General features: G+C 73.7%; 21 protein-coding genes. 14 read left to right on the plus strand and 7 right to left on the minus strand.

What is annotated here, in order from left to right:
• Nucleotides 1–186: 186 nt before the first annotated feature.
• The 4 genes from EDJALFJO_RS31015 to EDJALFJO_RS31030 form a co-directional block, all read right to left on the minus strand.
• The gene (locus EDJALFJO_RS31015; protein ID WP_088290435.1) at nucleotides 187–1275 is read right to left on the minus strand and encodes an IS110 family transposase; all 1089 of its coding nucleotides are present in this window, start codon (nucleotides 1273–1275) and stop codon (nucleotides 187–189) included.
• A gap of 245 nt (nucleotides 1276–1520) precedes the next feature.
• The gene (locus EDJALFJO_RS31020; protein WP_088290437.1) at nucleotides 1521–2363 is read right to left on the minus strand and encodes a carbonic anhydrase; all 843 of its coding nucleotides are present in this window, start codon (nucleotides 2361–2363) and stop codon (nucleotides 1521–1523) included.
• A gap of 176 nt (nucleotides 2364–2539) precedes the next feature.
• On the minus strand, nucleotides 2540–5620 hold the full coding sequence (locus tag EDJALFJO_RS31025; protein WP_088290439.1) for a S8 family serine peptidase: 3081 nt from the start codon (nucleotides 5618–5620) through the stop codon (nucleotides 2540–2542).
• Between the two features lie 133 nt (nucleotides 5621–5753).
• On the minus strand, nucleotides 5754–8804 hold the full coding sequence (locus EDJALFJO_RS31030; protein ID WP_088290441.1) for a S8 family serine peptidase: 3051 nt from the start codon (nucleotides 8802–8804) through the stop codon (nucleotides 5754–5756).
• Nucleotides 8805–9188: 384 nt separating this feature from the next.
• Between EDJALFJO_RS31030 and EDJALFJO_RS31035 the strand changes: the two genes are divergently transcribed.
• Nucleotides 9189–10307, plus strand: a complete 1119-nt coding sequence (locus tag EDJALFJO_RS31035; protein ID WP_088290443.1) for a transaldolase family protein — start codon at nucleotides 9189–9191, stop codon at nucleotides 10305–10307.
• Nucleotides 10308–10329: 22 nt separating this feature from the next.
• On the opposite strand, the gene EDJALFJO_RS31040 is transcribed toward EDJALFJO_RS31035, so the two are convergent.
• Nucleotides 10330–11133: an IclR family transcriptional regulator C-terminal domain-containing protein gene (locus EDJALFJO_RS31040; protein WP_088290445.1), complete on the minus strand. Its 804-nt coding sequence runs from the start codon at nucleotides 11131–11133 to the stop codon at nucleotides 10330–10332.
• 173 nt (nucleotides 11134–11306) lie between these two features.
• Here EDJALFJO_RS31040 and EDJALFJO_RS31045 point away from each other — a divergent pair, with 173 nt between their 5' ends.
• The 5 genes from EDJALFJO_RS31045 (at nucleotide 11307) to EDJALFJO_RS31065 (ending at nucleotide 16269) form a co-directional block, all read left to right on the plus strand.
• The gene (locus EDJALFJO_RS31045) at nucleotides 11307–12755 is read left to right on the plus strand and encodes an amidohydrolase family protein (protein WP_088290447.1); all 1449 of its coding nucleotides are present in this window, start codon (nucleotides 11307–11309) and stop codon (nucleotides 12753–12755) included.
• Between the two features lie 188 nt (nucleotides 12756–12943).
• Nucleotides 12944–14113, plus strand: coding sequence for a CaiB/BaiF CoA transferase family protein (locus tag EDJALFJO_RS31050; RefSeq protein WP_369812591.1), 1170 nt, complete (start codon nucleotides 12944–12946; stop codon nucleotides 14111–14113).
• The gene (locus EDJALFJO_RS31055) at nucleotides 14110–14919 is read left to right on the plus strand and encodes a citryl-CoA lyase (RefSeq protein WP_088290451.1); all 810 of its coding nucleotides are present in this window, start codon (nucleotides 14110–14112) and stop codon (nucleotides 14917–14919) included. The genes EDJALFJO_RS31050 and EDJALFJO_RS31055 overlap by 4 nt, the downstream gene beginning before the upstream one ends.
• Before the next feature lie 53 nt (nucleotides 14920–14972).
• Nucleotides 14973–15902, plus strand: coding sequence for an extradiol ring-cleavage dioxygenase (locus tag EDJALFJO_RS31060; protein WP_088290453.1), 930 nt, complete (start codon nucleotides 14973–14975; stop codon nucleotides 15900–15902).
• A 4-nt stretch (nucleotides 15903–15906) separates the two neighbouring features.
• On the plus strand, nucleotides 15907–16269 hold the full coding sequence (locus EDJALFJO_RS31065; RefSeq protein ID WP_088290455.1) for a hypothetical protein: 363 nt from the start codon (nucleotides 15907–15909) through the stop codon (nucleotides 16267–16269).
• 20 nt (nucleotides 16270–16289) lie between these two features.
• Here EDJALFJO_RS31065 and EDJALFJO_RS31070 read toward each other — a convergent pair whose 3' ends face one another.
• Complete coding sequence (locus tag EDJALFJO_RS31070) at nucleotides 16290–17084, minus strand: GntR family transcriptional regulator (RefSeq protein ID WP_255392598.1); 795 nt, start codon at nucleotides 17082–17084, stop codon at nucleotides 16290–16292.
• Nucleotides 17085–17224: 140 nt separating this feature from the next.
• Here EDJALFJO_RS31070 and iolC point away from each other — a divergent pair, with 140 nt between their 5' ends.
• The 8 genes from iolC (at nucleotide 17225) to EDJALFJO_RS31110 (ending at nucleotide 24329) form a co-directional block, all read left to right on the plus strand.
• Complete coding sequence (gene iolC, locus EDJALFJO_RS31075; protein WP_088290457.1) at nucleotides 17225–18196, plus strand: 5-dehydro-2-deoxygluconokinase; 972 nt, start codon at nucleotides 17225–17227, stop codon at nucleotides 18194–18196.
• A complete protein-coding gene (locus tag EDJALFJO_RS31080) occupies nucleotides 18193–19158 on the plus strand; it encodes a deoxyribose-phosphate aldolase (RefSeq protein ID WP_233150141.1) in 966 nt (321 codons plus the stop codon). The genes iolC and EDJALFJO_RS31080 overlap by 4 nt, the downstream gene beginning before the upstream one ends.
• Nucleotides 19155–20147, plus strand: a complete 993-nt coding sequence (gene iolB / locus EDJALFJO_RS31085) for a 5-deoxy-glucuronate isomerase (RefSeq protein ID WP_088290459.1) — start codon at nucleotides 19155–19157, stop codon at nucleotides 20145–20147. The genes EDJALFJO_RS31080 and iolB overlap by 4 nt, the downstream gene beginning before the upstream one ends.
• Nucleotides 20148–20191: 44 nt before the next feature.
• On the plus strand, nucleotides 20192–22177 hold the full coding sequence (locus EDJALFJO_RS31090) for a thiamine pyrophosphate-dependent enzyme (RefSeq protein WP_088290461.1): 1986 nt from the start codon (nucleotides 20192–20194) through the stop codon (nucleotides 22175–22177).
• A 93-nt stretch (nucleotides 22178–22270) separates the two neighbouring features.
• A complete protein-coding gene (locus EDJALFJO_RS31095) occupies nucleotides 22271–22660 on the plus strand; it encodes a hypothetical protein (RefSeq protein WP_143448893.1) in 390 nt (129 codons plus the stop codon).
• Nucleotides 22657–23169 carry a nitroreductase family deazaflavin-dependent oxidoreductase gene (locus EDJALFJO_RS31100; RefSeq protein ID WP_088290465.1) on the plus strand — a complete coding sequence of 171 codons (513 nt, stop codon included), beginning with the start codon at nucleotides 22657–22659 and terminating at the stop codon, nucleotides 23167–23169. The genes EDJALFJO_RS31095 and EDJALFJO_RS31100 overlap by 4 nt, the downstream gene beginning before the upstream one ends.
• A gap of 68 nt (nucleotides 23170–23237) precedes the next feature.
• Nucleotides 23238–23588 (plus strand): cupin domain-containing protein, encoded by a 351-nt coding sequence (locus EDJALFJO_RS31105; protein ID WP_088290467.1) that lies wholly within the window; start codon nucleotides 23238–23240, stop codon nucleotides 23586–23588.
• A 114-nt stretch (nucleotides 23589–23702) separates the two neighbouring features.
• Nucleotides 23703–24329, plus strand: a complete 627-nt coding sequence (locus EDJALFJO_RS31110) for a pyridoxamine 5'-phosphate oxidase family protein (protein ID WP_198950811.1) — start codon at nucleotides 23703–23705, stop codon at nucleotides 24327–24329.
• A 26-nt stretch (nucleotides 24330–24355) separates the two neighbouring features.
• On the opposite strand, the gene aroA is transcribed toward EDJALFJO_RS31110, so the two are convergent.
• Complete coding sequence (gene aroA / locus EDJALFJO_RS31115; protein WP_198950812.1) at nucleotides 24356–25645, minus strand: 3-phosphoshikimate 1-carboxyvinyltransferase; 1290 nt, start codon at nucleotides 25643–25645, stop codon at nucleotides 24356–24358.
• Nucleotides 25646–25656 lie beyond the last annotated feature (11 nt).

Genomic DNA, 25656 nt, shown 5'->3' on the forward strand with positions numbered 1-25656 from the left:
GCAGCCCGTCGCCGAGCATCGCCGCGAGCGCCGGCCGGCTCACCCGCCGGGCGACCCGACGCCGCAGGCCGGTGGCGGACAGCGTCGACGTCGTGGGCTCGGTCCCGGCCCGGGCTCCCGGCGGGGACGACGACACGCTCGGTTGAGCGGGTCACGCCCGGCCGGGCGGGACGCTCCTATGGTTCGTCAAGCCGGTGATGGTGCTTCGAGTTGGCGGTAGAGCTGTCGGGCGATGTAGCGCTTGAGGCAGCGTTTGATCTCGCGGTCGGTCTTGCCTTGGGCTCGGCGGCGGTCGGCGTAGGCGCGGGTGGCTGGGTCGTACTGCAGGCGGCTGAGGGCGATGGTGTGCAGGGCGCGGTTGAGCTGGCGGTCTCCGGAGCGGTTGAGCCGGTACTTGGTGGTCTTCCCGGAGGACGCCGGGATCGGGGCGGCGCCGGCGAGCATGGCGAACGCGGCGTCATCGCGGCAGCGGCCGGGGTGGGACCACGCGGTCAGCACGGCGGCCGCGACGATGGGGCCGACCCCGCGCAGGGCGAGCAGGTCGGGGCGCCAGGACCGGACCAGAGCCAGGATCGCCTTCTCGTGAGCGGCAGCTTCGGCCTCCAAGAACCTGATCCGGGCCGCCAGCGCCTTGAGAACCCGCAGCGCGGCAAGCACCTCGACATCCGTGCCCGTGCTGGGTTGGGCGCTTCGAGCACCTCGAGTGGCAGCCGATGCTTGCGGCCGCAGCCGCTCGGCGACCGTGATCATCGCTCGGGTGGTCCGTCCTCGGAACCGGGCCCGGACCGCCTCGGGGGCCGTGACGACCAGGGCGTGGAGCTGGCGCTGGGCATCGCTCGCGGCCTCGACGGCCGCCCGGCGGGCGGTGGTGTGCATCTGCAGGGCGGCGCGTTCGGCGCCGGTCTTGGGCTGGGCCAGCTTGGTCCGGGCCAGGGCGTCCCGGGCGGCTCGTTCGGCGTCGATCAGGTCGGACTTCGCCCCGGCTCGGCGGGCCGGGCGGACCGGCCGGTCCAGTTCGACGACCATCTCATCCAGGTCGCTCAGGTGTCGGGCCAGGCCTGCGCCGTAGCCGCCGCTGCCTTCCATCGCCCAGGCCCGCAATCCCGAGTGCCGGTCAGCGACCGTGACCAGTTCGGTGTAGCCGTCCGGGTCCGCGGTGACGGTGACCCGGTCGATCACCGCGCCGGTCCGGGCGTCCACGACCGCGGCGGTGTGGGTGTGCTTGTGGGTGTCGACGCCGATGACGACCTCGACCAGTTCTGCCAGCATGGACATGCGTTCTCCTTCGAGACGGGACGCGAGGTCCGGTCCGGTCTGGAGATGGCAGGACTGTGATGGGACACGTCGGCGGCTACCGGCGGTCAAGCTCCTGATCAGGCCAACGTCTCCGGCCGGGCCGGTACCGACCACGGCAGCCGGACAAGTCCCGCCCAAGGCATCACGCCAGTCAGGGGAAGGGTCACAACCACCGCGGTCGGCGTCAGCCCATCACCGAAGAACTGACAGAGCAACCCTCACAGTCAGAGGAAGTCGACCTCGCCGGTCTCGACGTCGTAGACGGCCCCGAGGATCTTCAGCTCGCGCTTCTTCTCCGCGGCCATGAGGATCTTGGACTTCTCGAGCTGCTTGACGACCCGGTCGACGTTGAACTCGACGACGGCCGCAGCGAGGTCCGCGGACTCGATCCCGGCCTCCTCCGCCTCGCGGACCGCGGGCGTGATCGCCGCGACGAGCGCGTCGATGGAGGTGCCCGTCGGGCCCTTCTTCTTCTCGATGTGCTCGACGGTGGCGCCGACCGCACCGCACTTCGTGTGCCCGAGCACGACGAGCAGCGGGATGCCGATCTCCGCGACGCCGAACTGGAGCGAGCCGAGGACGGCGTCGTCGACGACCTGCCCGGCGCTGCGGACGACGAAGAGGTCGCCGAGCCCCTGGTCGAAGACGATCTCCGGGGGCACCCGGGAGTCCGCGCACGAGAGGACCGCGCAGAACGGCTTCTGCCCCTCGCCGAGCTTCTTGCGGCGGGTCAGGGTCTGGTCGGGGTGCGCGGGGGTGCCGTGCACGTACCGCTCGTTGCCGCTGGTGAGCCGCTCCTTGCCCTCCTTGTGGGTGACCTCCTTGGAGTCCACCCGTTCGGGCACGACGACCTCGTCACCCCCGCCGCACGCGGCGAGGACGCCACCGAGCAGGCCGAGGCCGGCGAGCGACAGGACGTGCCGGCGGTCGATGGCGGACCCGGGCAGCGGCACGGGGGCGACGCCGGGCAGCAGCGCCGGCTCGTGCGACGGTGCACCCGCGCCCTCGGGGGCGCCCTCGGGCAGCAGCCCCGCGGGTCGCTCGTCCCCGGAGTCTTGCGTGTGCATCCCTGTCCCCTCGCGGCCGGATCCGTCTACGCAGAGTTGTCGGACCGGCGGCCGGGGGGCTTGAGCCCGTGGCCCTTTCGTGACCTGCGCCGTGACGGGCGTCGCGCACGGCGACGGCCCGTCGTCCGGTCGGGGTGACCGGACGACGGGCCGTCGGGGAGCGGTGCGCGGTGCTGCTAGGCGAGCGCCCGGTACGTGACCGTCACCTTGGCCGTCTGGACGTCCCAGTCGGTGAGCGGGCCGTACACGTCGTTCGGCACGAAGACGACGAGGTCGACGACCTTGCCCGGCGCGTGCCCGGGGCCGGTGATCGTGCCCATCGTGAGGGTCTGCGTCGTCGCGACGGTGACCTTCTTCGACGGGTAGGTCAGGTCGTAGTCGTCGATCTGCGTGCCGTAGATCCCGGCGATCACCTCGGCGGGCTGCGAGTGCGACCGGCCGGACGTCGTGACCTTGAACGAGGTGTACGACACCGCTGCCGGGACCGTGAGGTGGTAGAACGCCGCCGCGATCTGCGGGTTCGTCTTAGGGCAGTTGTTCTTCAGCCACAGGCCGGCGGCGTAGGTGCTGCCCGTGTGCGTCGACGTGACGCACGCGGCGCCGGCGCCGATCGCGTAGGCCGAGGTGCCGCCCTTGGAGACGACCTTGGTGAACGTCGTGAGCTTCTTCTTGGAGAGGACGATCTTCTTCGCGACGCTCACCCGCTTCATCCCCGCGGCGTCGGTGGAGGTGAGGCGCCACGTGTAGGTGCCCGCGGGCAGGAGGGCTCCGGCGGCGTTGCGGCCGTTCCAGACGAGCGACTCGATCCCCACGCCCGTCTTGGCGGCGCTGATCGAGCGGACGGTGGTCCCGGCCGCGTTCTTGACGGTCAGGGTCACCGTTGCCTTCTCGCTCAGGGAGAACCTGACCGGGAAGGTGTCCTTGTAGGTGTCGACCACGGGGTAGAACGTCGTCAGCGTCCCGGCCTGGACGGTCGGCGTCGGTGCGACGACGTCGAGCCGCGTGCGGGTGACCGCGAGGCCGCGCACGCCGGTGGCGTCGGTCGCCGTGATGCGCACGAGGAAGTTCCGCATCGGGCCGATCGTGCCGTCGGTGGCCTTGCCGTTCCACGTGTAGGTGTAGGTGCCCGCCGCCTTGGTCCCCAGGGCCACGGCGCGGACGGTCCTGTTGCCGTCGGGGTCGACGAAGGAGATCGTCCCGGTCTTGATCGACGGGACCGTGTAACGGATCGTCGTCGTGTCCTTGACGCCGTCGCCGTTCGGGCTGAAGGCAGGGTTGGTCACGGCGCCCGCGACGGGCTTGATGGCGGTCGAGGTGACGTGCACCGGGGCCGACCGGGGGCTCGCGCAGCGGGTGCCCGTCGCGTCGCAGTTCGCGACCTCGATCGTGTGGCTGCCGGGCGCCAGCGCGCTGAGGTTGAGCTCCGGGGTGTTCGTCGGCGTGGTGTCCGTCGTCGGGCCGGCGGGCCCTCCCGAGACGAGGAGCCTGGTGCCGTCCACGTAGACGGCGTACACGTTGCTGACGCCGCCCTGGATCAGGGAGGAGGTCCACCCGTTGACGGTCGCGCCTTCGAGGGGCTTGGCGAGCACCGGCGGTGTCGTCACCGAGGTCACGCTGATGGACGGGCCGGTTGCCGCGCAGACCCCGGTGGCGCTGCAGCCGCGCGCCTGCACGGTGTGCGGGCCGTCGGTCCACCCGGCCGTCATCCAGATGAGCTCGGTGTTCGAGGTCACGATGCCGACCCGGACGCCGTCCACGTACCAGGCGATCTTCGCCTTGGCCTGGCCGACCGTGGCCTTGAAGCTCGTGCTGTCGGTGACCGTGGCGCCGTCCGCCGGGAAGCTGATCGTCGGCGTCGTGGTCGGCACGATCGCCGCCATCGCCTTCGCGACGTCGAGCTGACCCTTCCCGAGCCCGTAGCTCGGCGTGTAGCCGTGCGCCGTGGAGACGAGCGCGGCCTTGATCTGCGCGGCGGTCGCACCGGGTGCCCGGGCGGCGAGCAGCGCCGCCGCACCGGCGACCATCGGCGCCGCGAACGACGTCCCGTTGCCGTTGTCGTAGTTCGGCTTGGCCCAGATCGACAGGACCGGGTCGAGCACACGCGGCGTCGTCGCGCGGATGTTGATGCCGGGGGCGGCCATCGAGACCCACGTGCCGTGCTCGCTGAACCAGGCGCGGTGGCCCTTGGCGTCCGTGGCGCCGACCGAGAGGACGCCCGGGTAGGCGGCGGGGTAGAACTTCGGGTTGCCCTCCTGGCCGGAGTTGCCGGCGGCGGCGACGACGAGGGCGCCCTGGCTCTGCGCGTAGGCGACGGCGGAGGAGGTCGCGGTGTCCGAGCTGCTCGACCCGAGCGAGAGGTTGATGACCTTGGCGCCGAGGTCGGCCGCCTTGCGGATGCCCTCGGCGACGTCGACGTCCGACATGAAGCCGTCGGCGTCGGCGACCTTCACCGCGACGATGCTGCTGTTGAAGCCGACGCCGGCGATCCCCTTGGCGTTGTTCGTCGCCGCGGCGGCGACGCCGGCGACGAAGGTGCCGTGGCCGACGCCGTCCGTGACGTCCGTCGTGTCCGTCACGGTGTCGTACTGGTCGACGACCTTGCCCACGAGGTCCGGGTGCCCGACGTCGACGCCGGTGTCGACGACGGCGATCTTCACCGAGGCGCTGCCGAGGCCGTAGTCCCAGCCGGTCGGTGCCGCGATCGAGGTGAGGTAGGTCTTCTGCTGCGTCGCGAAGTCGGTGTCCGTCGGCGTGACGAGCGGGGCGAACAGGTGCGCGCGCGTCGCGGCGGCGACCTCGGGCCGGGCAGCCATGGCGGCGAGGAAGGCGTCGACGTCGGCGTTCGGCACGGTGTACGTGGCAGCACCGGCACCCGCCGCCACGGACCGCTTCGTCGCACCGTGGCCGCGCGCCGTCGACGCCAGCGCCGACGCGCCGGTCGCGGAGGACGCCTTGACGCCCTTGCGGAACTTCACGGTGACGATCGTCCGGCCGGCCGGGCCGGTGCGCAGCCGGCCGAGGCCGGCGAGCGCGGCGGTCGGGGTGTGCTTGCGGGCCGTGCCCGCGGCGGCGCTGCCGTCGGCGGCAGCAGCCGGACCGGCGGCCGCGGGGGCGGCCGGGGCCGACGCGGTGGCGGCAGCGCCTGACGTCGCGGCGGGCCGCAGCCCGGCCTGCGCGCCGACGGCCGCACCGGTCACGAGCAGTGAGGTCACACCCACCCCGGCGAGGGCGCGGGTGGTCAGAGGTGTCCAGCGCATGCGGCGATCCGTTCCCCGTGTCCCGCGCGGCGCACGCCGGACGTCCTGTGCTCGTCCCGAGCGGGCGCAGTCTGCCACAGGAGATCCGGGTCGCGGTCGCTCTTAGTGCGGTCTTGACCCGGTCGGACGCCGGTCAGCCCAGATGGTCGTACGTCACGGTCACCGAGAGGCTCTTGATGTCCCAGTCCGTGAGGGGGGCGGTGACGTTGGGTACATAGACGACCACGTCGACCTTCGAGCCCGGTGCGTGCCCCGGACCGCTGATCGTCCCGAGCGTCACGGTCTGGGTGGCGGTCCCCGACACGCTCTTCAGCGGCGTCACGTCGTACTCGTTCGTCTGGGTGCTGAAGACCCCGGCACCGACGGTGGCGGGCGCGGAGTGCGACCGGCCCGTCGTGGTGATCTTGAAGGTCTTGTACCGGACCGCCGCCGGCACGGTGAACGAGAACCAGGCGAGGGCGTTCTCGGACGCCGACGTCGCGCAGTTGTTCTTGAGCCACCGCCCCGTCGGGGCGTAGGTGGACGTGGCGCTCACGACCGTGGCGCACGAGGCCGTGCCGCCCCAGTCGTAGGCCTTGGAGCCGCTGAGCGACTTCGTCACCGTCGCGGCGACGACCTTCAGCCGGGAGACGGTCACCGCGGCGACCGCGCTCGCCGTCCGGTTGCTGCCGAGGTCGGTCACCGTGAAGCGCCAGGTGTACCTGCCGGCGGGGACGAGCGCCCCGGCGGTGTTCCTGCCGTTCCAGGCGATGCTCACGGTGCCGGTCCGCTGCCCGGCCGAGATCGTGCGGACCGCCGTCCCGGCCGCGTTGCGCACGGTGAGGCTCACGGTCGCCTTCTCGCTCACCGTGACCCGGGGCGCGAAGGTGTCCTTGTACGCGTCGACGACGGGGTAGAACGTGGCTCCGCCGGCGGTGACACCGGTGAGCTTCGGCGCCGTCCGGTCGACCCGCACGGACGCCGTCGTCATGCCGCGCAGGGCCGGCTGCGACGGATCGGTGGTGCTGACCCGCACCTGGTAGGTGCCGCCGGCGGCGACCGTGCCGTCGTTCTTCTTCCCGTTCCAGGTGAAGGTGTGGCTCCCCGCGGCCTGCGGCGCGGCGACGACGGCCGAGCGGACGGTCGTGCCGGCCGCGTCGACGACGGCGTACTTCACCGTCGAGGCGCGGTCGAGCGTGTACCGCACGACCGTGGTGTCCTTGCGGCCGTCGCCGTTCGGGCTGAGGACGGGGTTCGTCACGGTGCCGGTCGTCGGGTGCAGGGACGTCGAGGTGACGGTGACGGCGGTCGAGCGCGGGCCGGCGCAGCGGCTGCCGGAGGCGTTGCAGACGACGGCCTCGACGGTGCGGCTGCCGTCGGCGAAGGGGCTCATGGTGAAGACCGGCGCGAACGGCGCCGTGCCGTCGAACGCGACCTTCGTGCCGTCGACGAGGATCGCGACCCCGCCGCCCGCCGGTGCGGTCGCCGCGGCCGTCACGGCGCCCGAGACCGGGCCGGCGACGGGCCGGGTGAGCGTCGGCCGGGCCTGGTTCAGTGTCACGGTGCGCGTCGTCCCGGTCGCGGCGCAGACCCCGGCCGCCGTGCAGTCCCGGGCCTCTACGGTGTGGCTGCCGGCGGCCCAGCCGTTCGGCGTCCACGTGTACGTCGCACCGGAGGCGACGAGAGCCACCCGGGTGCCGTCGACGTACCAGCCGACCTTGGCCTTGACGATGCCGTTCTTCGCGGTGAACGCGGTCGCGCCGCGGACGGTCGCGCCGGCCGCCGGGGCGGTCACCGTCGGCTTCGTCGAGGGGACGACGAGGGACAGCGACCGCGCGACGTCGAGCTGGCCCCTGCCGAGCCCGAGACCGGCGTAGCCGTGCGCGCCCGCGACGAGGGCCTGCCGCACCTGCGCGTAGGTCGCGCCGGGGGAGCGGGCCCAGAGCAGGGCCGCCGCGCCGGCGACGAGCGGGGACGCGAACGACGTCCCCTCGCCGTCGGAGTAGCTCGCGGGGAACAGGTCGCTGCCGGCGCGCGGCGTCGTGCCGCGGATCGCGATGCCGGGCGCGGCCATCGTCACCCAGCTGCCGTGCTCGGAGAACCACGCGCGGTGGCCCTTGGCGTCCGTCGCACCGACCGAGACGACGCCCGGGTAGGCGGCCGGGTAGAAGACGGGGTTGCCCTCCTGGCCCGAGTTGCCGGCGGCCGCCACGACGAGGACGCCGGCGTCCTGGGCCCGCTTGACGGCGGCGGCCTCGGACGGCACCGAGACGCCCTCGCGGCCGAGGCTGAGGTTGATGACGTCGGCGCCGTGCGCGACGGCCCAGTCGATCCCGTTGACGATGTAGGAGTCGAGGATCCGGCCCGCGGAGTCCTCGACCTTGACGGCGAGGATCTGGGTGTTCCCGCCGACCCCGGCGATCCCGACCTTGTTGTTCGTCGCGGCGGCCGCGGCGCCGGCGACGAACGTGCCGTGCCCGGTCGTGTCGGTGACGTTCGCCGAGCCGTCGACGGCGTTGTAGGAGCCGGCGATCTTCGTCGAGAGGTCGGGGTGGCCGACGTCCACCCCGGTGTCGACCACCGCGATCCGCACAGCGGACTTGCCGCCGGTGTAGTCCCAGCCGCCCGGGGCGGCGATCTTCGTCAGGTACGCGGCCTGCTGGGTCGCGTACTGCGGGTCGTTCGGTGTGAAGAGGAGCGAGGTCGGCACCGCGGTGCGGACGTCCACGACGTCCGGCCGCGCCTTCATCGACGCGACGAAGGCCGCGGCCTGCGCGGTCGGGACGTCGTACGTCATCGCGCCGAGGGCGGGTGCGGCGGCCGCCCGGGTCGCCCGGTGCGCACGCAGCGCGGAGGCGTAGGCCGGCGCGCCGACTGCCGCCGCCGGGTTCACGCCGCTCTTGAAGCGGACGACGACGACCGAGTCCGACGGCGCCGGGCGGCCGAGCCGGCCACGCTCGCGCAGGGCGCGGGAGCCGTGCGCGGTGCCGGCGGCCGGCGACGACCCGGCGGCGAGGGACGGCGCGGCGGCGGCGGTCGTCGCGGCGGTGGACGTCGCAGCGGCGGTCGTTTCAGGGGCCGCCGGCCGCGGGGCGGGCGGCGCGGCCTGCGCCCCGACGGTGCCGGTCGTGGCGAGCGCGACGGCGGTGACCGACGTCAGGGCCGCGCCGGTCGTCCAGCGCACGCGGGTGGTGGTCCACCGCATCAGTCGTTCCTGTTCCCCGGGCCCGCCTGCCGACGGACGATGTGACGATCTCGTCCAGAGCACGGTGAGTCTGCCAGAGCAGGTCGTGCGGGGCGGTGGGTACGGCGGACTCGGTCGCGGGCGGCGCCGTCCACGTGCCTCTCGACCTCTGGCGGGGTGTGCACGCCACCGCTCGACATCTGGCGGCTCCTGCACCTCACGATGGCCGCCCTGCGCGTGTGCACCAGGCGCCAGAGGCCACCTTTGGTGTCAGAAGCACCTCTAGATCAGATTTTGGGGTTCTTCCTTCACCACAGGACGGCGTCCTCTTGGCGTCGCCCCGACTATGTCCTAACATTCCAACAACCGGCACGAGTGCGTCGGTGACTCCCGAGGAGAGCGACGATGACGCAGACCCTGTCCCAGAGCACCGCCGGCACACCCGGTGCCGCCGACGCCGCGGCGTCCCCGCTGCTGCGGATGGCGCGCGAGACGCGGACCTGTCTCTGGAACGACTCCGCGGACCCGAAGGAGCTCTCGGCCGCGCTCGGCTGGGGTGCCGTCGGTGCGACGTGCAACCCGGTCATCGCGCTCGCGGCCATCAAGGCCGACCTCCCGCGCTGGACGGCGCGGATCGCCGAGCTCGCCGATCAGCGGCCGACGGCGACCGAGGACGCGCTCGGGTGGGCCGTCGTCGAGGAGCTGTCGATCGAGGCGGCCCGGCTGCTCGAGCCGGCGTTCGCCGAGCATGCGGGCCGCAACGGGCGGCTCTCGATCCAGACCGACCCCCGCTTCCACCGCGACACCGCCGCACTCGTCGAGCAGGCCGTGCACTTCCACGGGCTCGCGCCGAACGTCATCGTCAAGATCCCCGCCACGGCGGCCGGGATCGCCGCGATCGAGGAGGTCACCTACCGCGGGGTGTCTGTCAACGCGACGGTCTCCTTCACCGTGCCGCAGGCGCTCGCGGTCGCGGAGGCGGTCGAGGCGGGGCTGCGCCGGCGCGACGCCGAGGGGCTCGACACGGCGTCGATGGGCCCGGTGTGCACGATCATGGTCGGCCGCCTCGACGACTGGATGAAGGCCGCGGCGGACCGGCGCGGCGTCGTCCTGGACCCCGGCTACTACGAGTGGGCCGGCGTCGCGGCCTTCAAGCAGGCGTACCGGATCTACGGCGAGCGCGGCTACCGCACCCGCCTGCTCTCGGCCGCCTTCCGCAACCACATGCACTGGTCGGAGCTCGTCGGCGGCGACGTCGTCATCTCCCCGCCCTACGGCTGGCAGGTCCGGCTCAACGCGTCCGGGATCGAGCCGGCGCCGCGCATCGACATCCCGGTCGACGCGGCCGTCGTCGCGGCGCTGCTCGCCGCGCTGCCGGAGTTCCGGGCCGCGTACGAGCCGGACGGCATGACGGTCGAGGAGTTCGACGCCTTCGGCGCGACCCGCAAGACGCTGCGCCAGTTCCTCGCGGCGAACAACGACCTCGAGGCGCTCGTGCGCGACGTGCTCGTGCCCAACCCCTGACGCGGCCCCTCACGCTGACCCGTCAGGCGCTCGTGACCACCTCGGGCAGGGCGGCGAACCGCGCCCAGTCCTCGCTCACGGCGCTCGCCGTCCGCAGCAGCAGCGGCAGGTGCTCCTCGAGGAGCACCTCGAGCGGGGTCTCCGCGGCGTGCACCGTGACGTTGAGCGCCGCGACGACCCGGCCGGACCCGTCGCGCAGCGGGGCCGCGACCGAGCGGATCCCCGGTGCGAGCTGCTCGTCGGTGAGCGCCCACCCGCGCGCCCGGACCTCCCGCAGCGCCTCGTCGCGCTCGTCCCGGTCAGGCTGCCACCGCGGCACGAGGCCGGAGCGGGTCGGCTGCGCGAGCACCTCGTCGAGCGCGTCGGCCCGCAGGTCGGCGAGCAGCACCTTGCCGAGCGAGGTCTGCAGCGCGGGGAAGCGGGTGCCGATCGTCACCGCGAGCGTGATGATCTTCGGGACGGCGACCCGCGCGACGTAGACGATGTCCGAGCCGTCGAGCTGGGCCATGGACGACGACTCGCCGGTCTGCGCGACGAGCGCCTCGACGTGCGGGCGCGCGACGTCCCACAGCCCGAGCGACCGCATGTACGTCACCCCGAGGTCGAGCACCCGGGGGGTCAGACTGAAACCGGTGTCCGTCTGGCGGACGTAGCCCAGCTCCTCGAGCGTGAGGAGGATCCGGCGGGCCGTCGGTCGGGCCAGCCCGGTCGCCGCGGCGACCGCCGACAGCGACATCACCGGGACGCCGGGGCGGAAAGCCGTGATGACGTCGAGGCCGCGCGCGAGCGCCTCGATGAAGTCCGGTCCGGTCCGCTCGCGCGCCATGGCAGGGAGAGTAACAACGGCGGCGTGCCGGAAACACCGCTGCAGGGCCGTCTTGACACCATGGCCCGTGGAGATGAGAGTGACGCGGAGCACGTCGTGTCCGTAGAGCGGACGGTTGTCCGTGCGCCCTCTCGGTCCACAGCCCGGTCAGTGTCGACCCCAGGAGCAACCCGATGACTGCAGCGGATGGCAGCCCCCGTCCGATCGTGTTCCGCAACGGCCTCGTCCTGACCATGGACGACGCGCACACCGTCCTCGAGGGCGCCGACGTCCTCGTCGTGGGCGACCGCATCGCCGAGGTCGGGGTCGGGCTCGCCGCCCCCGACGGCGCCCTGGAGATCGACGCGTCGGGCGGCATCGTCATGCCCGGCATGGTCGACACCCACCGCCACCTGTGGCAGACCGCCATGCGCGGCTACGGCGCCGACTGGAGCCTCACGCAGTACTTCGTCTGGTACTACCTCGAGTGGGGCAAGATCTTCCGCCCCGAGGACATCCACGCCGGCAACCTGCTCGGCGCGGTCGAGGCCCTCGACGCCGGCGTCACGACGACCGTCGACTGGTCGCACGGCCTGCGCAGCGTCGACCACGCCGACGCCGCCGTCGACGCGCTCGAGGCCGTCCCCGGCCGCTGGGTCCTGGGCTACGGCAACATCCAGGACGGCCCCTGGAACTGGTCCACCGCGCCGGAGTTCGGCGACTTCTACCGCCGCCGGATCGACGGCAAGGGTGACCGCCTCGGCTTCCAGATGGCCTTCGACGTCACCGGGGACCCGGCGTTCCCGGAGCGCGCCGCGTTCGAGGTCGCCCGCGACCTCGACGTCGCGGTCTCGACGCACTCCGGGGTCTGGGGCGCGACCGGCGACGACAGCATCCGGCTCATCCACGACAACGGCTTCGCGAACCGCAAGACGATCTACGTGCACTCGGCGACGCTCAGTGCCGACTCGTACCACCGGATCGCCGCGAGCGGCGGGTCGGTCTCGGTCTCGACCGAGAGCGAGCAGAGCGCCGGGCAGGGCTACCCGCCCACCTGGACGCTGCGCAAGTACGGCATCCCGGTGTCGCTGTCGATGGACACGAGCGTGTGGTGGAGCGGGGACCTGTTCTCCGCCATGCGCACGACGCTGTCGGCCGACCGCTCGCGCGAGCACCTCGAGGCGCACGCGAAGTCCGAGACGGTGACGCACCACGCGCTGCGCGCCGAGCAGGTCGTCGACTGGGCGACCCGCGGCGGGGCCAAGGCGCTCGGCATGGACCACCTCGTCGGCAGCCTGGAGAAGGGCAAGAAGGCCGACGTCGTGCTCATCAAGAACGACGCCTCGCCCGCGATGTTCCCGGTGCTCAACCCCTACGGGCACGTGGTGTTCCAGGCCCAGCGCGGCGACGTCCACACCGTCGTCGTCGACGGCCGGGTCGTCAAGGCCGACGGCCGCCTCGTCGACGGCGACACCCTCGCGACGGCGAAGCAGGAGGTCGCCGGGACGATCGAGTTCCTGCAGTCGAACCTCGGGGACGCCTGGCGCAGCGGGATGAACCCCGACGTGCCGGAGACCAAGGTGCTCGACAACCCGTACCAGTACACGGACTTCGCGTCCGGCAGCACGCACGGCCAGGAGTAGCCCGAACCTCCGCACGGCCGGCCACGGGCCCGCCGTCCGCCCGCCGACGACGTCGGGCGGACGGCGTCACGCCCCAGCACACGCAAGGAGACGGTTCCGTGCCCCACCAGTCCGAGCCCGAGCAGGACAGCCCCGAGCAGGACGGCCCCGAGCAGCACGGCCCGGAGAACACCGGCCCGCTCGCGGGCCTGCTCGTCGCCGACTTCTCCCGCGTCCTCGCCGGGCCGTACTGCACCATGCTCCTCGGCGACCTCGGGGCCGACGTCGTCAAGGTGGAGAGCGCCGACGGCGACGACACCCGGGGGTGGAAGCCCCCGACGACCGACGACGACGTCTCCACGTACTGGCTCGGGGTCAACCGGAACAAGCGGTCCGTCGTCCTCGACCTCAAGGACGACACCGACCGCGCCGCGGCCCGCGAGCTCGCCCGCCGCGCGGACGTCGTCGTCGAGAACTTCAAGCCCGGCGGGCTGGCCCGGTTCGGCCTCGGTTACGCGGACGTCAGCGCGGACAACCCCGGGGTCGTGTACGCCTCGATCAGCGGCTTCGGCGCCGGCAAGGGGGCGGCGCTGCCCGGCTACGACCTCATCGTCCAGGCGATCTCCGGGCTCATGAGCCTCACCGGCTCCCCGGACGGCGAGCCGTACCGTGCCGGGATCTCCGTCTTCGACGTCATGACGGGCATGCACGCGACGATCGGCATCCTCGCCGCGCTGCGGCACCGCGAGGTGACGGGGCAGGGCCAGAACGTCGAGGTCAACCTCATGGCGTCCGCGTTGAGCGGCCTGGTGAACCACACCTCGACGGTCGTGAACTCCACCACCGTGCCGTACCGGATGGGCAACGCGCACCCGAGCGTCTTCCCCTACGAGCCGCTGCCCACCGCGGACGGCGACCTCATCGTGGCGGTCGGCAACGACCGCCAGTTCCGCGTCATGTGCGGCGTCCTCGAGGTGCCCGCGCTCGCGGACGACCCGCGCTTCGCGAAGAACGCCGACCGGACCGCGAACCGCGAGGCGCTGCGCCCGCTCCTGCTCGAACGGCTCGCGACCCGCGGCAAGCAGGAGTGGTTCGACCTGCTCATCGGCGCCGGCGTCCCCTGCGGCCCGATCAACACCGTGGACGACGGCGTCGCCTTCGCCGAGAGCCTCGGCCTCGACCCGGTCGTGGCGCTCGGCCCGGACGGCGCGCAGCGCCGCTCGATCCGCAACCCGATCCGGCTGTCGGCCACGCCGCCGCGGTACGTCCTGCCGCCGCCGGGGCTCGACGAGCACGGGGCCGAGATCCGCGCGTGGCTGGCCCAGGAGGTGCAGGACGTGCAGGACGTGCAGGACGTCGAGGAGGAGGAGCAGCGGTGAGCCACGACACGACGCCGTCCTACCCGACAGCACTGGGGGCCTCGACCCGGGACTCGATCACCCTCCTCGGGCAGGACCTCGCGGCCGACCTCATGGGCACGGTCGGGTTCGGCGAGCTCGCGTTCTGGCTCGTCACGCAGCGCCGCCCGACGGCCGGCGAGGTGCGGGTCCTCGAGTCCGTGCTCGTCGCGCTCGCCGACCACGGCTTCACGCCGACGGCGATCGCCGCCCGGATGACGTACCTGTCCGCGCCGGACTCTCTCCAGGGTGCGCTCGCGGCCGGCCTGCTCGGCGGCGGGTCGCGGTTCCTCGGCGTCACCGAGGACTGCGGGACGTTCCTCGACGGCGTCCTCGCCGCGCACCTCGCCGCCGGGGGAACGCTGCCGACGGACGATGCGGGCTGGGACGCGCTCGCCCTGGCCGCCGTCCGGGACGCCCGTGCCGCGAAGCGGTTCGTCCCGGGCCTGGGGCACCCGGTGCACAAGGACGGCGACCCGCGCACGCCGCGGCTGTTCGAGATCGCCCGCGAGGAAGGTCTCTTCGGGCCGCACCTGTCGCTCTTCGAGGCGGTCGGCCGGGTGCACGAGCAGGTGCTCGGCCGGTGGCTGCCGCTCAACGGCGCCGGCGTCTGCGGTGCCGCGCTCGCCGACCTCGGGCTGCCCGTGGAGCTGCTGCGCGGCTTCGCGCTCCTCGCCCGCACCGCCGGTCTGCTCGGCCAGCTCGCCGAGGAACGCCGGCGTCCGGTCGGCATGGACATCTACCTGCACGTCGAGCAGGCCGCGACGTCGGTCCCGCCCGGCCCCTGACCGTCCCTGCGCCCTCCCCCCACCCAGAACCCGTTCCGGACCGAGGAGTTCCGATGGCAGAGATCGCCGCAGTCATCGCGTCGACGCACCATCCGTTCTACTACAAGGCGAGCACGTCGACGGGCGCCGAGCGGCCGCCCTTCGCGGACGTGTGGCAGACGAAGATCGAGGCCTTCCGGGAGACGCTCACCGTCGCCGAGCCGGACGTCCTGCTGCTGGTGGGCAGCGACCACTTCCACCAGTTCTGGCTCGACAACATGCCGCAGTTCCTCGTCGGTCACGCCGAGCAGTACGACGCGAACTGGTACAACGAGGAGCGCGAGTTCGGCCTGCCGCGGATGCACATGCAGGGCGACCGTGACCTGTCCGGGCACATCCTGCGCGGCGGCCTGGACACCGGCTTCGACCTCGCGTTCAGCAACGAGCTGCGCCTGGACCACAGCGTCACCTGCCCGATCATCACGCTGCGCCCGCAGAACGACCTGCCCGTCGTGCCGGTCTACACGAACATCTTCGCGCCGCCGCTGCCGCAGCCGAAGCGGTTCGTCCAGCTCGGGCAGGCGCTGCGCGACCTCGTCGAGTCCTGGCCGAGCGACAAGCGGGTCGCCATCATCGGCACCGGGCACCTGTCCCTCGAGCTCGGCGGCCCGCGCCAGTTCGGCCCGCACGGCCCGGACCCGGAGTTCGACGCGAAGGCCGTCGAGTGGATCCGCACCGGCGACATCGAGCGCTGCCTCGGCGAGGTGACGATCGAGAACCTCCTCGAGCCCGGCAACGCGACGCAGGGCTTCATGGACTTCATGCTCATGATGGGCGTCGCGGGCGAGGGCGTCACCGCGGACTACTTCGACAACCTCGACCTCTTCCACACCATGGAGGCGTACTTCACCTGGTACCCCGGCGGCGACCCGCGCCCGGCCGTCGCGGCGGCCGCGGCGGCGCTGCCCGAGCAGGCCGCAGCCGTTGCGGCGCAGGAGGTCTGAGCAGATGAGCCGCTACCTCGTCAACAAGTTCCTCTACACCGTCGACCGCCACCCGGACCTCGTCGAGCGCTACCGCGAGGACCCGCGCGGCACCGTTGCGTGGTGGGAGGCCGAGGAGGCCAACCGGCTCCTCAACTGCGTCTCGCAGGAGCGCTCCACCTGGCTCGCGTTCGCCGACGACGAGCGCGAGGCGCTCGCGACGCACGACTACCCGCGGCTCTTCGAGCTCGGCGCGCACCCGTTCCTCACGCTGACGCTGTTCATCGCACTCTTCGAGCGGGACCACGAGCAGCCGCTCGGTTTCCAGCTCGAGTACGCGCAGCGGCTCAGCGGCTACTCGCTGCCGTACCCGGACATCACGACCTGACCCGGGCGTGCTCGCGGGGGTCAGCCCGCGAGCATGCTCAGCTCGAAGCTGTACCGGGACGCCGCGTAGATGTGGCTGCCGAACTCGACGACGCGCCCGTGGTCGTCGTAGGCGATCCGCTGCATCGTCAGCAGCGCGGCGCCCCGGGGCTCCTTGAGGAGCCGGGCCTCCTCGGCGGTCGCCGTCCGGGCGCCGATCGACTGGTCGGCGGCGTGCAGCTGGATGCCCAGTCCGCGGATCACCTCGTAGAGCCCGTGCTCCTCGAGGACGCTCGCCGTCAGCCCCTCCGCGAGCCCGGGGACGGTGTGCGGCAGGTAGTTGCACATCCGGGCGATCGGCCGGTCGCCGGCGGACCGGAGCCGGACGAGCACCGTCACGAGCGTCTCCGCCGGGATGCCCATCGCCTCGGCGACGGTGGCCGGGGCCGGCTCGGGGCCGAGCGAGAGCACGGTCGTCGAGGGCGCCTGCCCGCTGCCCTTGAGGTCCTCGTAGAGGCTGGAGAGCCCGAGCGGACGGCGCACCTTCGGCTGCACGACGCGGGTGCCGACGCCGCGGCGGCGGACGAGGACGCCCTTGTCGACGAGGTACTGCATCGCGCGGCGCATCGTCGGCCGGGACAGGCCCAGCTGCTCGGCGAGCAGCACCTCGTTGTCCAGGCGCGAGCCCGGCGGCAGGCGGCCGTCGGAGATGGCCCCCTCCATCGCCTGGGCGACCTGGAAGTAGAGCGGCACGGGGCTGGACCGGTCGAGCACCAGCGTGCGCAGCAGCAGCTGGTTCGTCGGGGCGTCGGTCTGCGTGCCGGGGTCGGTGGACACGGGGCCAGTATGGGGCCGCGGAGCCAGGTAGTCACATGGTCGTTATGTAAGGACAAACTCTTGACAGGCTGAGGTGCGGCTGGGTTGGATGGAGCAGCCCGCAGCGCCGTCGCCGGGCTCGAGACACGAGGGCTGGGGAGATGGACGCCACGGAACCGGTCGAGGTGCTCGCGGTCGGCCGGGTCGGGGTCGACCTGTACCCGCAGCAGTCCGGCGTCCCGCTCGCCGACGTCACGTCGTTCGCCAAGTTCCTCGGTGGGACGGCGACGAACGTCGCCGTCGGCGCGGCCCGCCTCGGCCGGCGCAGCGCCGTCCTCACCAAGGTCGGGGCGGACGGCTTCGGGGACTACGTACGGACGGCGATGGCCGGCTTCGGCGTCGACCCCGCCTACGTGGGGACGGCGGACGACCTGCAGACCCCGGTCGTCTTCTGCGCGCTCGACCCGCCCGAGGACCCGCCGCTGCTGTTCTACCGGCAGCCGATCGCGCCCGACCTCACGCTCACCGGTGCCGACGTCCCGTGGGACCTCGTCGCCCGGGTGCCGCTGTTCTGGGTCACCGGGACCGGGATGTCGGTGGACCCGTCCCGCCAGACCCACCTCGACATGCTGGCCCACCGCGGCCGGCCGGAGCCCGGCACCGGCCGGTACACCGTCGTCGACCTCGACTGGCGGCCGATGTTCTGGCCGTCGCCGCGGGCCGCGCGCCGCGAGTACGTCCGGATGCTCGAGCACGTGAGCGTCGCCGTCGGCAACCGCGACGAGGTCGAGGTCGCCGTCGGGACCCGCGACCCGGAGGAGGGCGCCCGCCGGCTGCTCGACCTCGGCGTGGAGCTGGCGGTCGTCAAGCAGGGCGCGGACGGCGTCCTCGTCGCGACCGCGGACGGCATGACGACGGTGCCGCCCCAGGTCGTCCAGGTCGTCTGCGGGCTCGGCGCGGGCGACGCCTTCGGGGCCGCCCTCGCGCACGGCCTGCTCGCGGGCTGGGACCCGGTGCGGATCGCCGAGCACGCGAACGCGGCCGGCGCGATCGTCGCGACCCGGCTCGCCTGCGCCGACGCGATGCCGACCCTCGACGAGCTCGAGGCGATGGTCCTGGGGCGGGCGCGGTGAGCGTCGTGACCCGCCGCAGCGGGCCGGCGGACGGCGCCGCGGGGCCGGGGTCCCGGCTGCCCGACGAGCTGTGGCGCTGGCTCCTGGACACCCGCGCGACCCGGCCGCAGGAGGTGGCCGCCGCGTACGCGCAGCGGCTGCGCCCGCCCTCGCTCGTCTCCGGCCGCGGCACCCTGTTCCTCGTCGCGGCCGACCACCCGGCCCGCGGTGCGCTCGCCTCCGGCGGGGACGCGCTCGCCATGGCCGACCGGCGCGGCCTGCTCGAGCGGCTCGTCACGGCGCTCGCGCACCCGGACGTCGACGGCGTCCTCGGCTCCCCGGACGTCGTCGAGGAGCTGCTCCTGCTCGGGGCCCTCGAGGGCAAGGTCGTCATCGGCTCGATGAACCGCGGCGGCCTCGACGGCGCCGCCTGGACGATGGACGACCGGTTCACCGGGTACGACGCCCGCCGCATCGTCGAGTGCGGGCTCCAGGGCGGCAAGATGCTGCTGCGCATCGACGACGAGGACGGCGCGACCGCCTCGACCCTCGAGGCGTGCGCGCGGGCGGTGTCCGACCTCGCGGCCGCCCGGCTCATGGCGATGGTCGAGCCGCTGCCGTACGCCCGGGACGCGGCCGGCCGCCCGGTCCTCGTCGAGGACGCCGCCTCGCTCGCCCGGGTCGTGAGCATCGCGTCCGCCCTGGGCACGACGAGCGCCTACACCTGGCTCAAGCTGCCGGCCGCCGACGACCCCGCGACCGTGTTCGGGGCCACGACCCTGCCGTGCGTCGTCCTCGGCGGTGCGCCGGGCCCCGACCCGGCCGCCGACCTGGTCTCCTGGGGGCGTGCGCTGGGCGAGCCGGTGGTGCGCGGCCTCGTCGTCGGCAGGTCCCTGCTCTACCCTCCGGACGGCGACGTGCGCGCCGCCGTCGACTCCGCCGCACGCCTCCTGCGCGCGGCCACGGAAGGGGAGCAGGCATGACCTCCAGCACGAACCACAGGCCCTGGCTCACGGCGACCGGCCCCGAGTCCGGTGACCTCGTCCTCGTGACCCCGGAGTCGGCCGGCTGGGGCTACAGCGGGCTGCGCGTCGTCCGGCTCGAGCCCGGCGTCGTCCGGACGATCCGCACCGGCACGAGCGAGGTCTTCGTCCTGCCCCTGTCCGGCGGGCTGACGATCGAGGTCTCCGCGGCGGCCTCGCCCGCGGTCCGGGAGGCGCGCTACGCCCTCACCGGGCGGGCGTCGGTCTTCACCCGGGTCACCGACTTCGCGTACGTCGGCCGCGACTCGCTCATCACCCTCATCAGCGCGAACGGCGCCGAGGTGGCGATCCCGTCGGCGGTCTGCGAGAGCCGTCGCGAGTCCCGCTACGGCCCGGCCGAGGACGTGCCCGTCGACATCCGAGGTGCGGGGCCGGCGAGCCGCCAGGTCGTGAACTTCGGGGTGCCCGGCGCCTTCGACCACGCGGAGAAGCTCGTCGCCGTCGAGCTCATCACCCCGCCGGGCAACTGGTCGAGCTACCCGCCGCACAAGCACGACGCGTCGTCCCCGTGCCCGGTCGTCAACGAGGAGATCTACTTCTACCGGATCGCCGGGCCGGACCAGCTCACCCCGAGCCGCGAGGGCTTCGGGATGCACCGCACGTACACCGGCCCCGAGCACGAGGACGCCGGTCTGGCCGACATCGACGACCGGCTCGAGGTCCGCGACATGGACGTCGTCCTCGTGCCGCACGGCTACCACGGGCCGTGCGTCGCGGCCCCGGGGTACCCGATGTACTACCTCAACGTCATGGCCGGCCCCGGGGAGCGCGCGATGCTCTTCTGCGACGACCCCGCGCACGCCTGGATCCGCGACTCGTGGGCCGGGACGGCGACCGACCCGCGCTGCCCCGTGACGTCGTCCGAGGGCCGCGTCGACGGCCTGTCGCTGCCGGAGACCGGTGCGCTGCCGGTCGCCGAGGGCACCTGACCTCTGCCACAGCCGCACCCGCACCCGACCGTCTGGAGCGCACGATGACCCTCACCGACCCGACGACCCGGACCGCGGACGCCGCGTCCCCGACGGTCCGGCTCACGACGGCGCAGGCGCTCGTGCGCTGGATGGTCGCCCAGCGCTCCGAGCTGCTCGACGGCACCCGGGTGCCGCTGTTCGCCGGCGTCTTCGGGATCTTCGGGCACGGCAACGTCCTCGGCCTCGGGACGGCGCTGCACGCTGCGGGCGACGACCTGCCGACGTGGCGCGGGCAGAACGAGCAGGGGATGGCGCTCGCCGCCGTCGGCTACGCGAAGGCGATGGACCGGCGGCAGGTCATGGTCGCGACGTCGTCCATCGGCCCCGGCGCGCTCAACATGGTCACCGCCGCCGGGCTGGCGATGGCGAACCGGCTGCCGGTGCTGTTCCTGCCCGGCGACACGTTCAACGGCCGCGGGCCGGACCCGGTGCTCCAGCAGGTCGAGCACTACGGCGACCCGACGACGACGGCGAACGACGCCTTCCGGGCGGTGTCGCGCTACTACGACCGCGTCACCCGGCCCGAGCAGCTCCTCGCGACGCTGCCGCAGGTCGCCCGGGTGCTCACCGACCCGGCCGACTGCGGGCCCGTCGTCCTCGCGCTGCCGCAGGACGTGCAGGCCGAGGAGTTCGACTTCCCGGTGGGGATGTTCGCCGAGCGGGTGCACCGGGTGCCCCGGCCGCGGCCCGACCGTGAGGCCGTCGCCGAGGCGGTCCGGCTGCTGCGCACGGCGCGCCGTCCGCTGCTCGTCGCCGGTGGCGGTGCCCGCTACTCGGGCGCCGGGTCGGCGCTGCTCGCGTTCGCGACCGCGCACGGGATCCCCGTCGTCGAGACGCCCGCCGGGCGCACCCTCGTACCCCACGACCACCCGCTCCACGGCGGCGCGCTCGGGATCATCGGCGCGACGTCCGCGAACACCCTCGCCGGCGAGGCCGACGTCGTCCTCGCCGTCGGCACCCGGCTGCAGGACTTCACGACCGCCTCGTGGACCGTCTTCGGCGCCGGTGCCACCCTCGTGAGCGTCAACGCCGCCCGCTTCGACGCGGTGAAGCACGCCGCGCACGCCGTCGTCGGCGACGCCCGGGAGACCCTCCTCGAGCTCCACGGCGCGCTCGACGGCTGGGTCGTCGACCCGGCGTGGACGGCGCGCGCGGCCGCCGAGCGCGGTGCCTGGGACGCGCACGTCGACACCCTGCGGGCCGGGGTCACGCCCGACGGGTCGCTCTCGTACGCGCAGGTGCTCGGTGTCGTCAACGACGCGAGCACGCCGTCCGACTACGTCGTCGTCTCCTCGGGCGGCTTCCCCGGCGAGATCCACGGCGGCTGGCGGACCGTCGTCTCCGGCGCCGTCGCCGGCGGCGACACCGCGTCGTCGGCGACCACCGTGTCGCCCGCGGGCGGCGTCTCCGGCGCGACGATGGACCTCGAGTACGGCTTCTCGTGCATGGGCTACGAGGTCTGCGGGCCGTGGGGCGCCTCGATCGCCCGGGCCCAGACCCACCCGGACGGTGTCGTCACGACGCTGCTCGGCGACGGCTCGTACCTCATGCTCAACTCGGAGCTCTACTCGGCCGCGTTCGCCGGGCACCCGTTCGTCGCGGTCGTCTGCGACAACGGCGGCTACGCGGTGATCCACCGTCTCCAGACCGGTCAGGGGGCGACGGGGTTCAACAACCTGCTCGACGACGCCCGCGGTCCGGGGGCCGCGAGCGGGCTGCGCGTCGACTTCGCCGCGCACGCCCGGGCGCTCGGCGCGACGGTCGAGGACGTCCCGGCGGAGGGCACCGTCGAGGCCCTGCGCGCCGCCTACCTGCGCGCCAAGGAGGCGGCGGTGACCACCCGCCGTCCGGCCGTCGTCGTGTGCCGCACCCACCCGAGCACCTGGACCGAGGCCGGGTCCTGGTGGGAGGTCGGCGTGCCCGCCGGCCTGACGGGCCGGGCGGCGTACGAGGAGCACAAGCCGGACCAGGTGCGCTGGCTCGGGTGAGCGCGCAGGTGACGTCCGCCCCTCGACCCGGGGCCGCCGACGGGCGATCCTGGAGGTAGCGGTCGCCGGAGCCCGTCGGTGACCGTACGGGAGGTGGTCACCATGTCGGCCGGTGCGCCCGTGACCCCTGTTCCGGCGCCGTCGCCGGTGGACCCGGCAGCCGCCCGCTCGACCCGGTGGTCGTGGATCATGGTCGGGCTGTTCTTCGTCGTCTGGGTCCTCGGGGCGGTCCTCGGGATGGCGGCGCTGCCGTGGGTCGGTCTGGCCGAGGGGCACCTGCTCAGCGAGGCCGGCGGCACCGGCTGGCTCGTCGCCGCCGGGCTGCTCCTGCTCGAGGTCTCGCCGGCGGTCGTCGGTGCCGTGCTCGGAGCCAGGGCGACCCGGCTCGGCGGTGGCGCGCTCGCGGCCTCCGCGTTCGCGGTCAACGTGCTGCTCGCGGTCTTCGCGCTGACGGTGCAGCTCGTCCAGCTGGCCGGGGGATGAACACCCGCACCACCCGGCACCCCGCCACGCCGAGTCCCGGCCGGCGGGCGTTCCGGGTGCTCAACCGGTTCATGCTGCGCGCCTGGTGGGTCGGGTCCGGCCGGATGCTCAACGCCTGGCCGGCGGTCGGCGGGCGCATCTTCGTGCTCGGCCACGTCGGCCGGAACAGCGGGCTGGCCCGGCGGACGCCCCTCAACTACGCCCGCGTCGGCGCCGACGTCTTCTGCGTCGCCGGGTTCGGTGCGGTGAGCGACTGGTACCGCAACGTCCTCGCACATCCGCAGGTGCGGGTCTGGCTGCCCGGTCACCCGCTGACCGGCGACGGGGTCGTCGGTCGGGCCGGGCCGGCGGACGACGACCCGGACCGGACGACGCTCGTGCGGCAGGTGCTCGCGGCGAGCGGGTTCGCGGCGCATCTCGCCGGGGTGCACGTCGGCAGGATCGACGACGCGGCGCTCGCCCGGCTCACGGCGGACTACCGGCTCGTCCGGATCCGGCTGGACGGCTGACCCCTGACCCGGGTCCGACGCCGTCCCTCGGTGCTCGTCCCACGGCGTCGCCTGCGTATCCTCGCCGCGTGTTCACCGACATCGCGCGCGTCGTGCGCGCCGCCGCCTTGCCCGACGCCGCCCTCGAGGCCGACCCGCTCGACGCCACCAAGGTCGTGTCGGGGGAGCCCGAGGTCCGGGTGCTCGGTCTGCACGAGGGCGACGCGGTCGCGGTCGGGGTGTGGCAGCACTCGACGGGCGTGAGCCGGGACGTCGAGGCGGACGAGATCTTCGTCGTCCTCTCCGGCCGGGCGACGGTCGAGGTCGAGGGCGGCCCGACGCTGGAGATCGGCCCCGGTGACGTCGGGCTGCTGCCCGCGGGGGCCCGGACGACGTGGACGGTGCACGAGACGCTCCGCAAGGTCTACGTCGTCGCCTGAGGCTGTTCCTGCCCTGGTTCCTGCGTTCGTCCCAGCCCCAAGTCCTGCGTGCCGATGAGCGGGCGGTCCTGCCCCGGTCAGAACCGGCAGGACCCACCGACAGGGAGGAACGCCATGACCGCGCACGGGCTGGGAGTCGAGGGCAGGCCGGCGATGACGCGTCGGGTCGACGAGCGGTTCGGCGAGCCGGACGCACCGGGGACGGTGTGGCCGGACGCGGAGCGGATCCTCACCGAGGCGCAGATGTACTGGCTGACGACGGTGCGCCGCGACGGCCGCCCGCACGTCACCCCGCTCGTCGGCCTGTGGGACCGCGGGGCGTTCGTCTTCTGCACCGGGCGCGACGAGCAGAAGGCGGTCAACCTGCGCGCCAACGGTGCCGTCGCCGTGACGACCGGCGTGAACCGCTGGGCACCGGGCACGGACGTCGTCGTCGAGGGGGTCGTCCAGCGAGTTCTCGACCGGGAGACCCTGCTGCGGCTGTCGGACGGGTACTTCCTCAAGTACGGCGACGCATGGCTGTTCGAGGTCGACTCCGACGGGTTCGGTGGTGCGGTCGCGGGCGCGGACGGCGGCCCCGACGGCTCTGCGGAGGTCGGCCCCGACGGCTCTCCGGACGAGGGCGCGGGTGACGGCGACCGGGGGATCGCGGACCACGCGGACGTGTTCCGGGTCCGCCCGACGAAGGTGCTCGCGTTCTCCCGGTTCCCGCACTCGCAGACGGCGTTCCGGCCGGGCTGACGCGGCGCGGGGGGTCGGGTCGGGCGTCAGGCCCGCAGGGCCCGGAGGTCGTCGAAGAAGCAGGGGTAGGTCTTCACGACGCAGCCGGGGTCGGCGAGCGCGACGCCGGGGTGACGCAGCCCGAGCAGGGCGAGGCTCATCGCCATCCGGTGGTCCTCGTACGTGTGGAAGACCGTGGGGCGGGGGACCCCGGGGACCACGGTGAACCCGTCGTCGTGCTCGACGGCGTCGATCCCCGCGCGCCTCAGCTCGGTGACGACGGCCCGGATCCGGTCGGTCTCCTTGCCCCGGACGAAGCCGATGCCCCGGACCCTGGTCGGGCCGTCGGCGCCGACCGCCACGGCCGCCAGGGTCTGCGCGGTGTCGGACACGTGGCGCAGGTCGGCGTCGATGCCGCGCAGCTGCGCGGGCCCGGTGACCGTCGTCCGGTCGGTGCCGCGCTCGACCGTCGCGCCCATCCGCTCGAGCAGGTCGACGAACCCGAGGTCGCCCTGGGCGCTGCCGCGGCCGAGCCCCTCGACGGTGACCCGCCCGCCGGTCGCCGCGGCCGCCCCGAAGAAGTAGGACGCGGACGACGCGTCGGGTTCGACGGTGAGGTCGGCGGGCCGGTAGGCGCCCGGCGCGACGGCGAGCCCATCGACGACGACACCGAAGGCGGCCATGACGTTCCGGGTGATGTCGAGGTAGGGCTGCGACACGAGCTCCGTCGTCAGGGTCAGGTGGAGCCCGTCGGGCATGAGGGGGCCGGCCAGGAGGAGGCCGGAGAGGAACTGGCTCGACACGTCGCCGGAGACGTCGGCGCGCCCGCCACGGGCCGGCGCGACCACCCGCACCGGGAGGGACCCGGGCCGGCCGAGCTCCTCGACCGCCGCGCCGAGCTGCCGCAGCGCCGCGAGCTGCGGCCCGAACGGACGTGCCCGGAGCTGCTCCGTCCCGTCGACGAGCGTCGTCCCGGTGCGCAGGGCGGCCGCCGGGAGCACGAGCCGGGACGTCGTCCCGGACTGCCGCGCGAACACCTCGACCGCGTCGGTGCGCGCCAGGTCGGCGCCGGTGACGGTGATCGTCGCGCTGCTGGGACCGGACCCGTCCGCCTCGACGGTGACCTCCGCCCCGAACGCGCGGACCGCGTCGAGCATCGCGCGGGTGTCGTCCGCGAGGAGTGCACGGCGCAGCGTGCTGCGGCCGGGGGCGAGCGCCGCGCAGAGCAGCGCCCGGTTCGTGATGCTCTTGGACCCGGGCACCCGGACCGTGACGTCCGGAGCGTTCGTCAGCGGCACGACGTCGTGCACGTCGGGCCGCTGCGTGTCGCCGTGCACGAGTGCTCCTG

This window comes from Kineosporia sp. A_224 (genome assembly GCF_002198655.1).
GTDB lineage: Bacteria > Actinomycetota > Actinomycetes > Actinomycetales > Kineosporiaceae > R-H-3.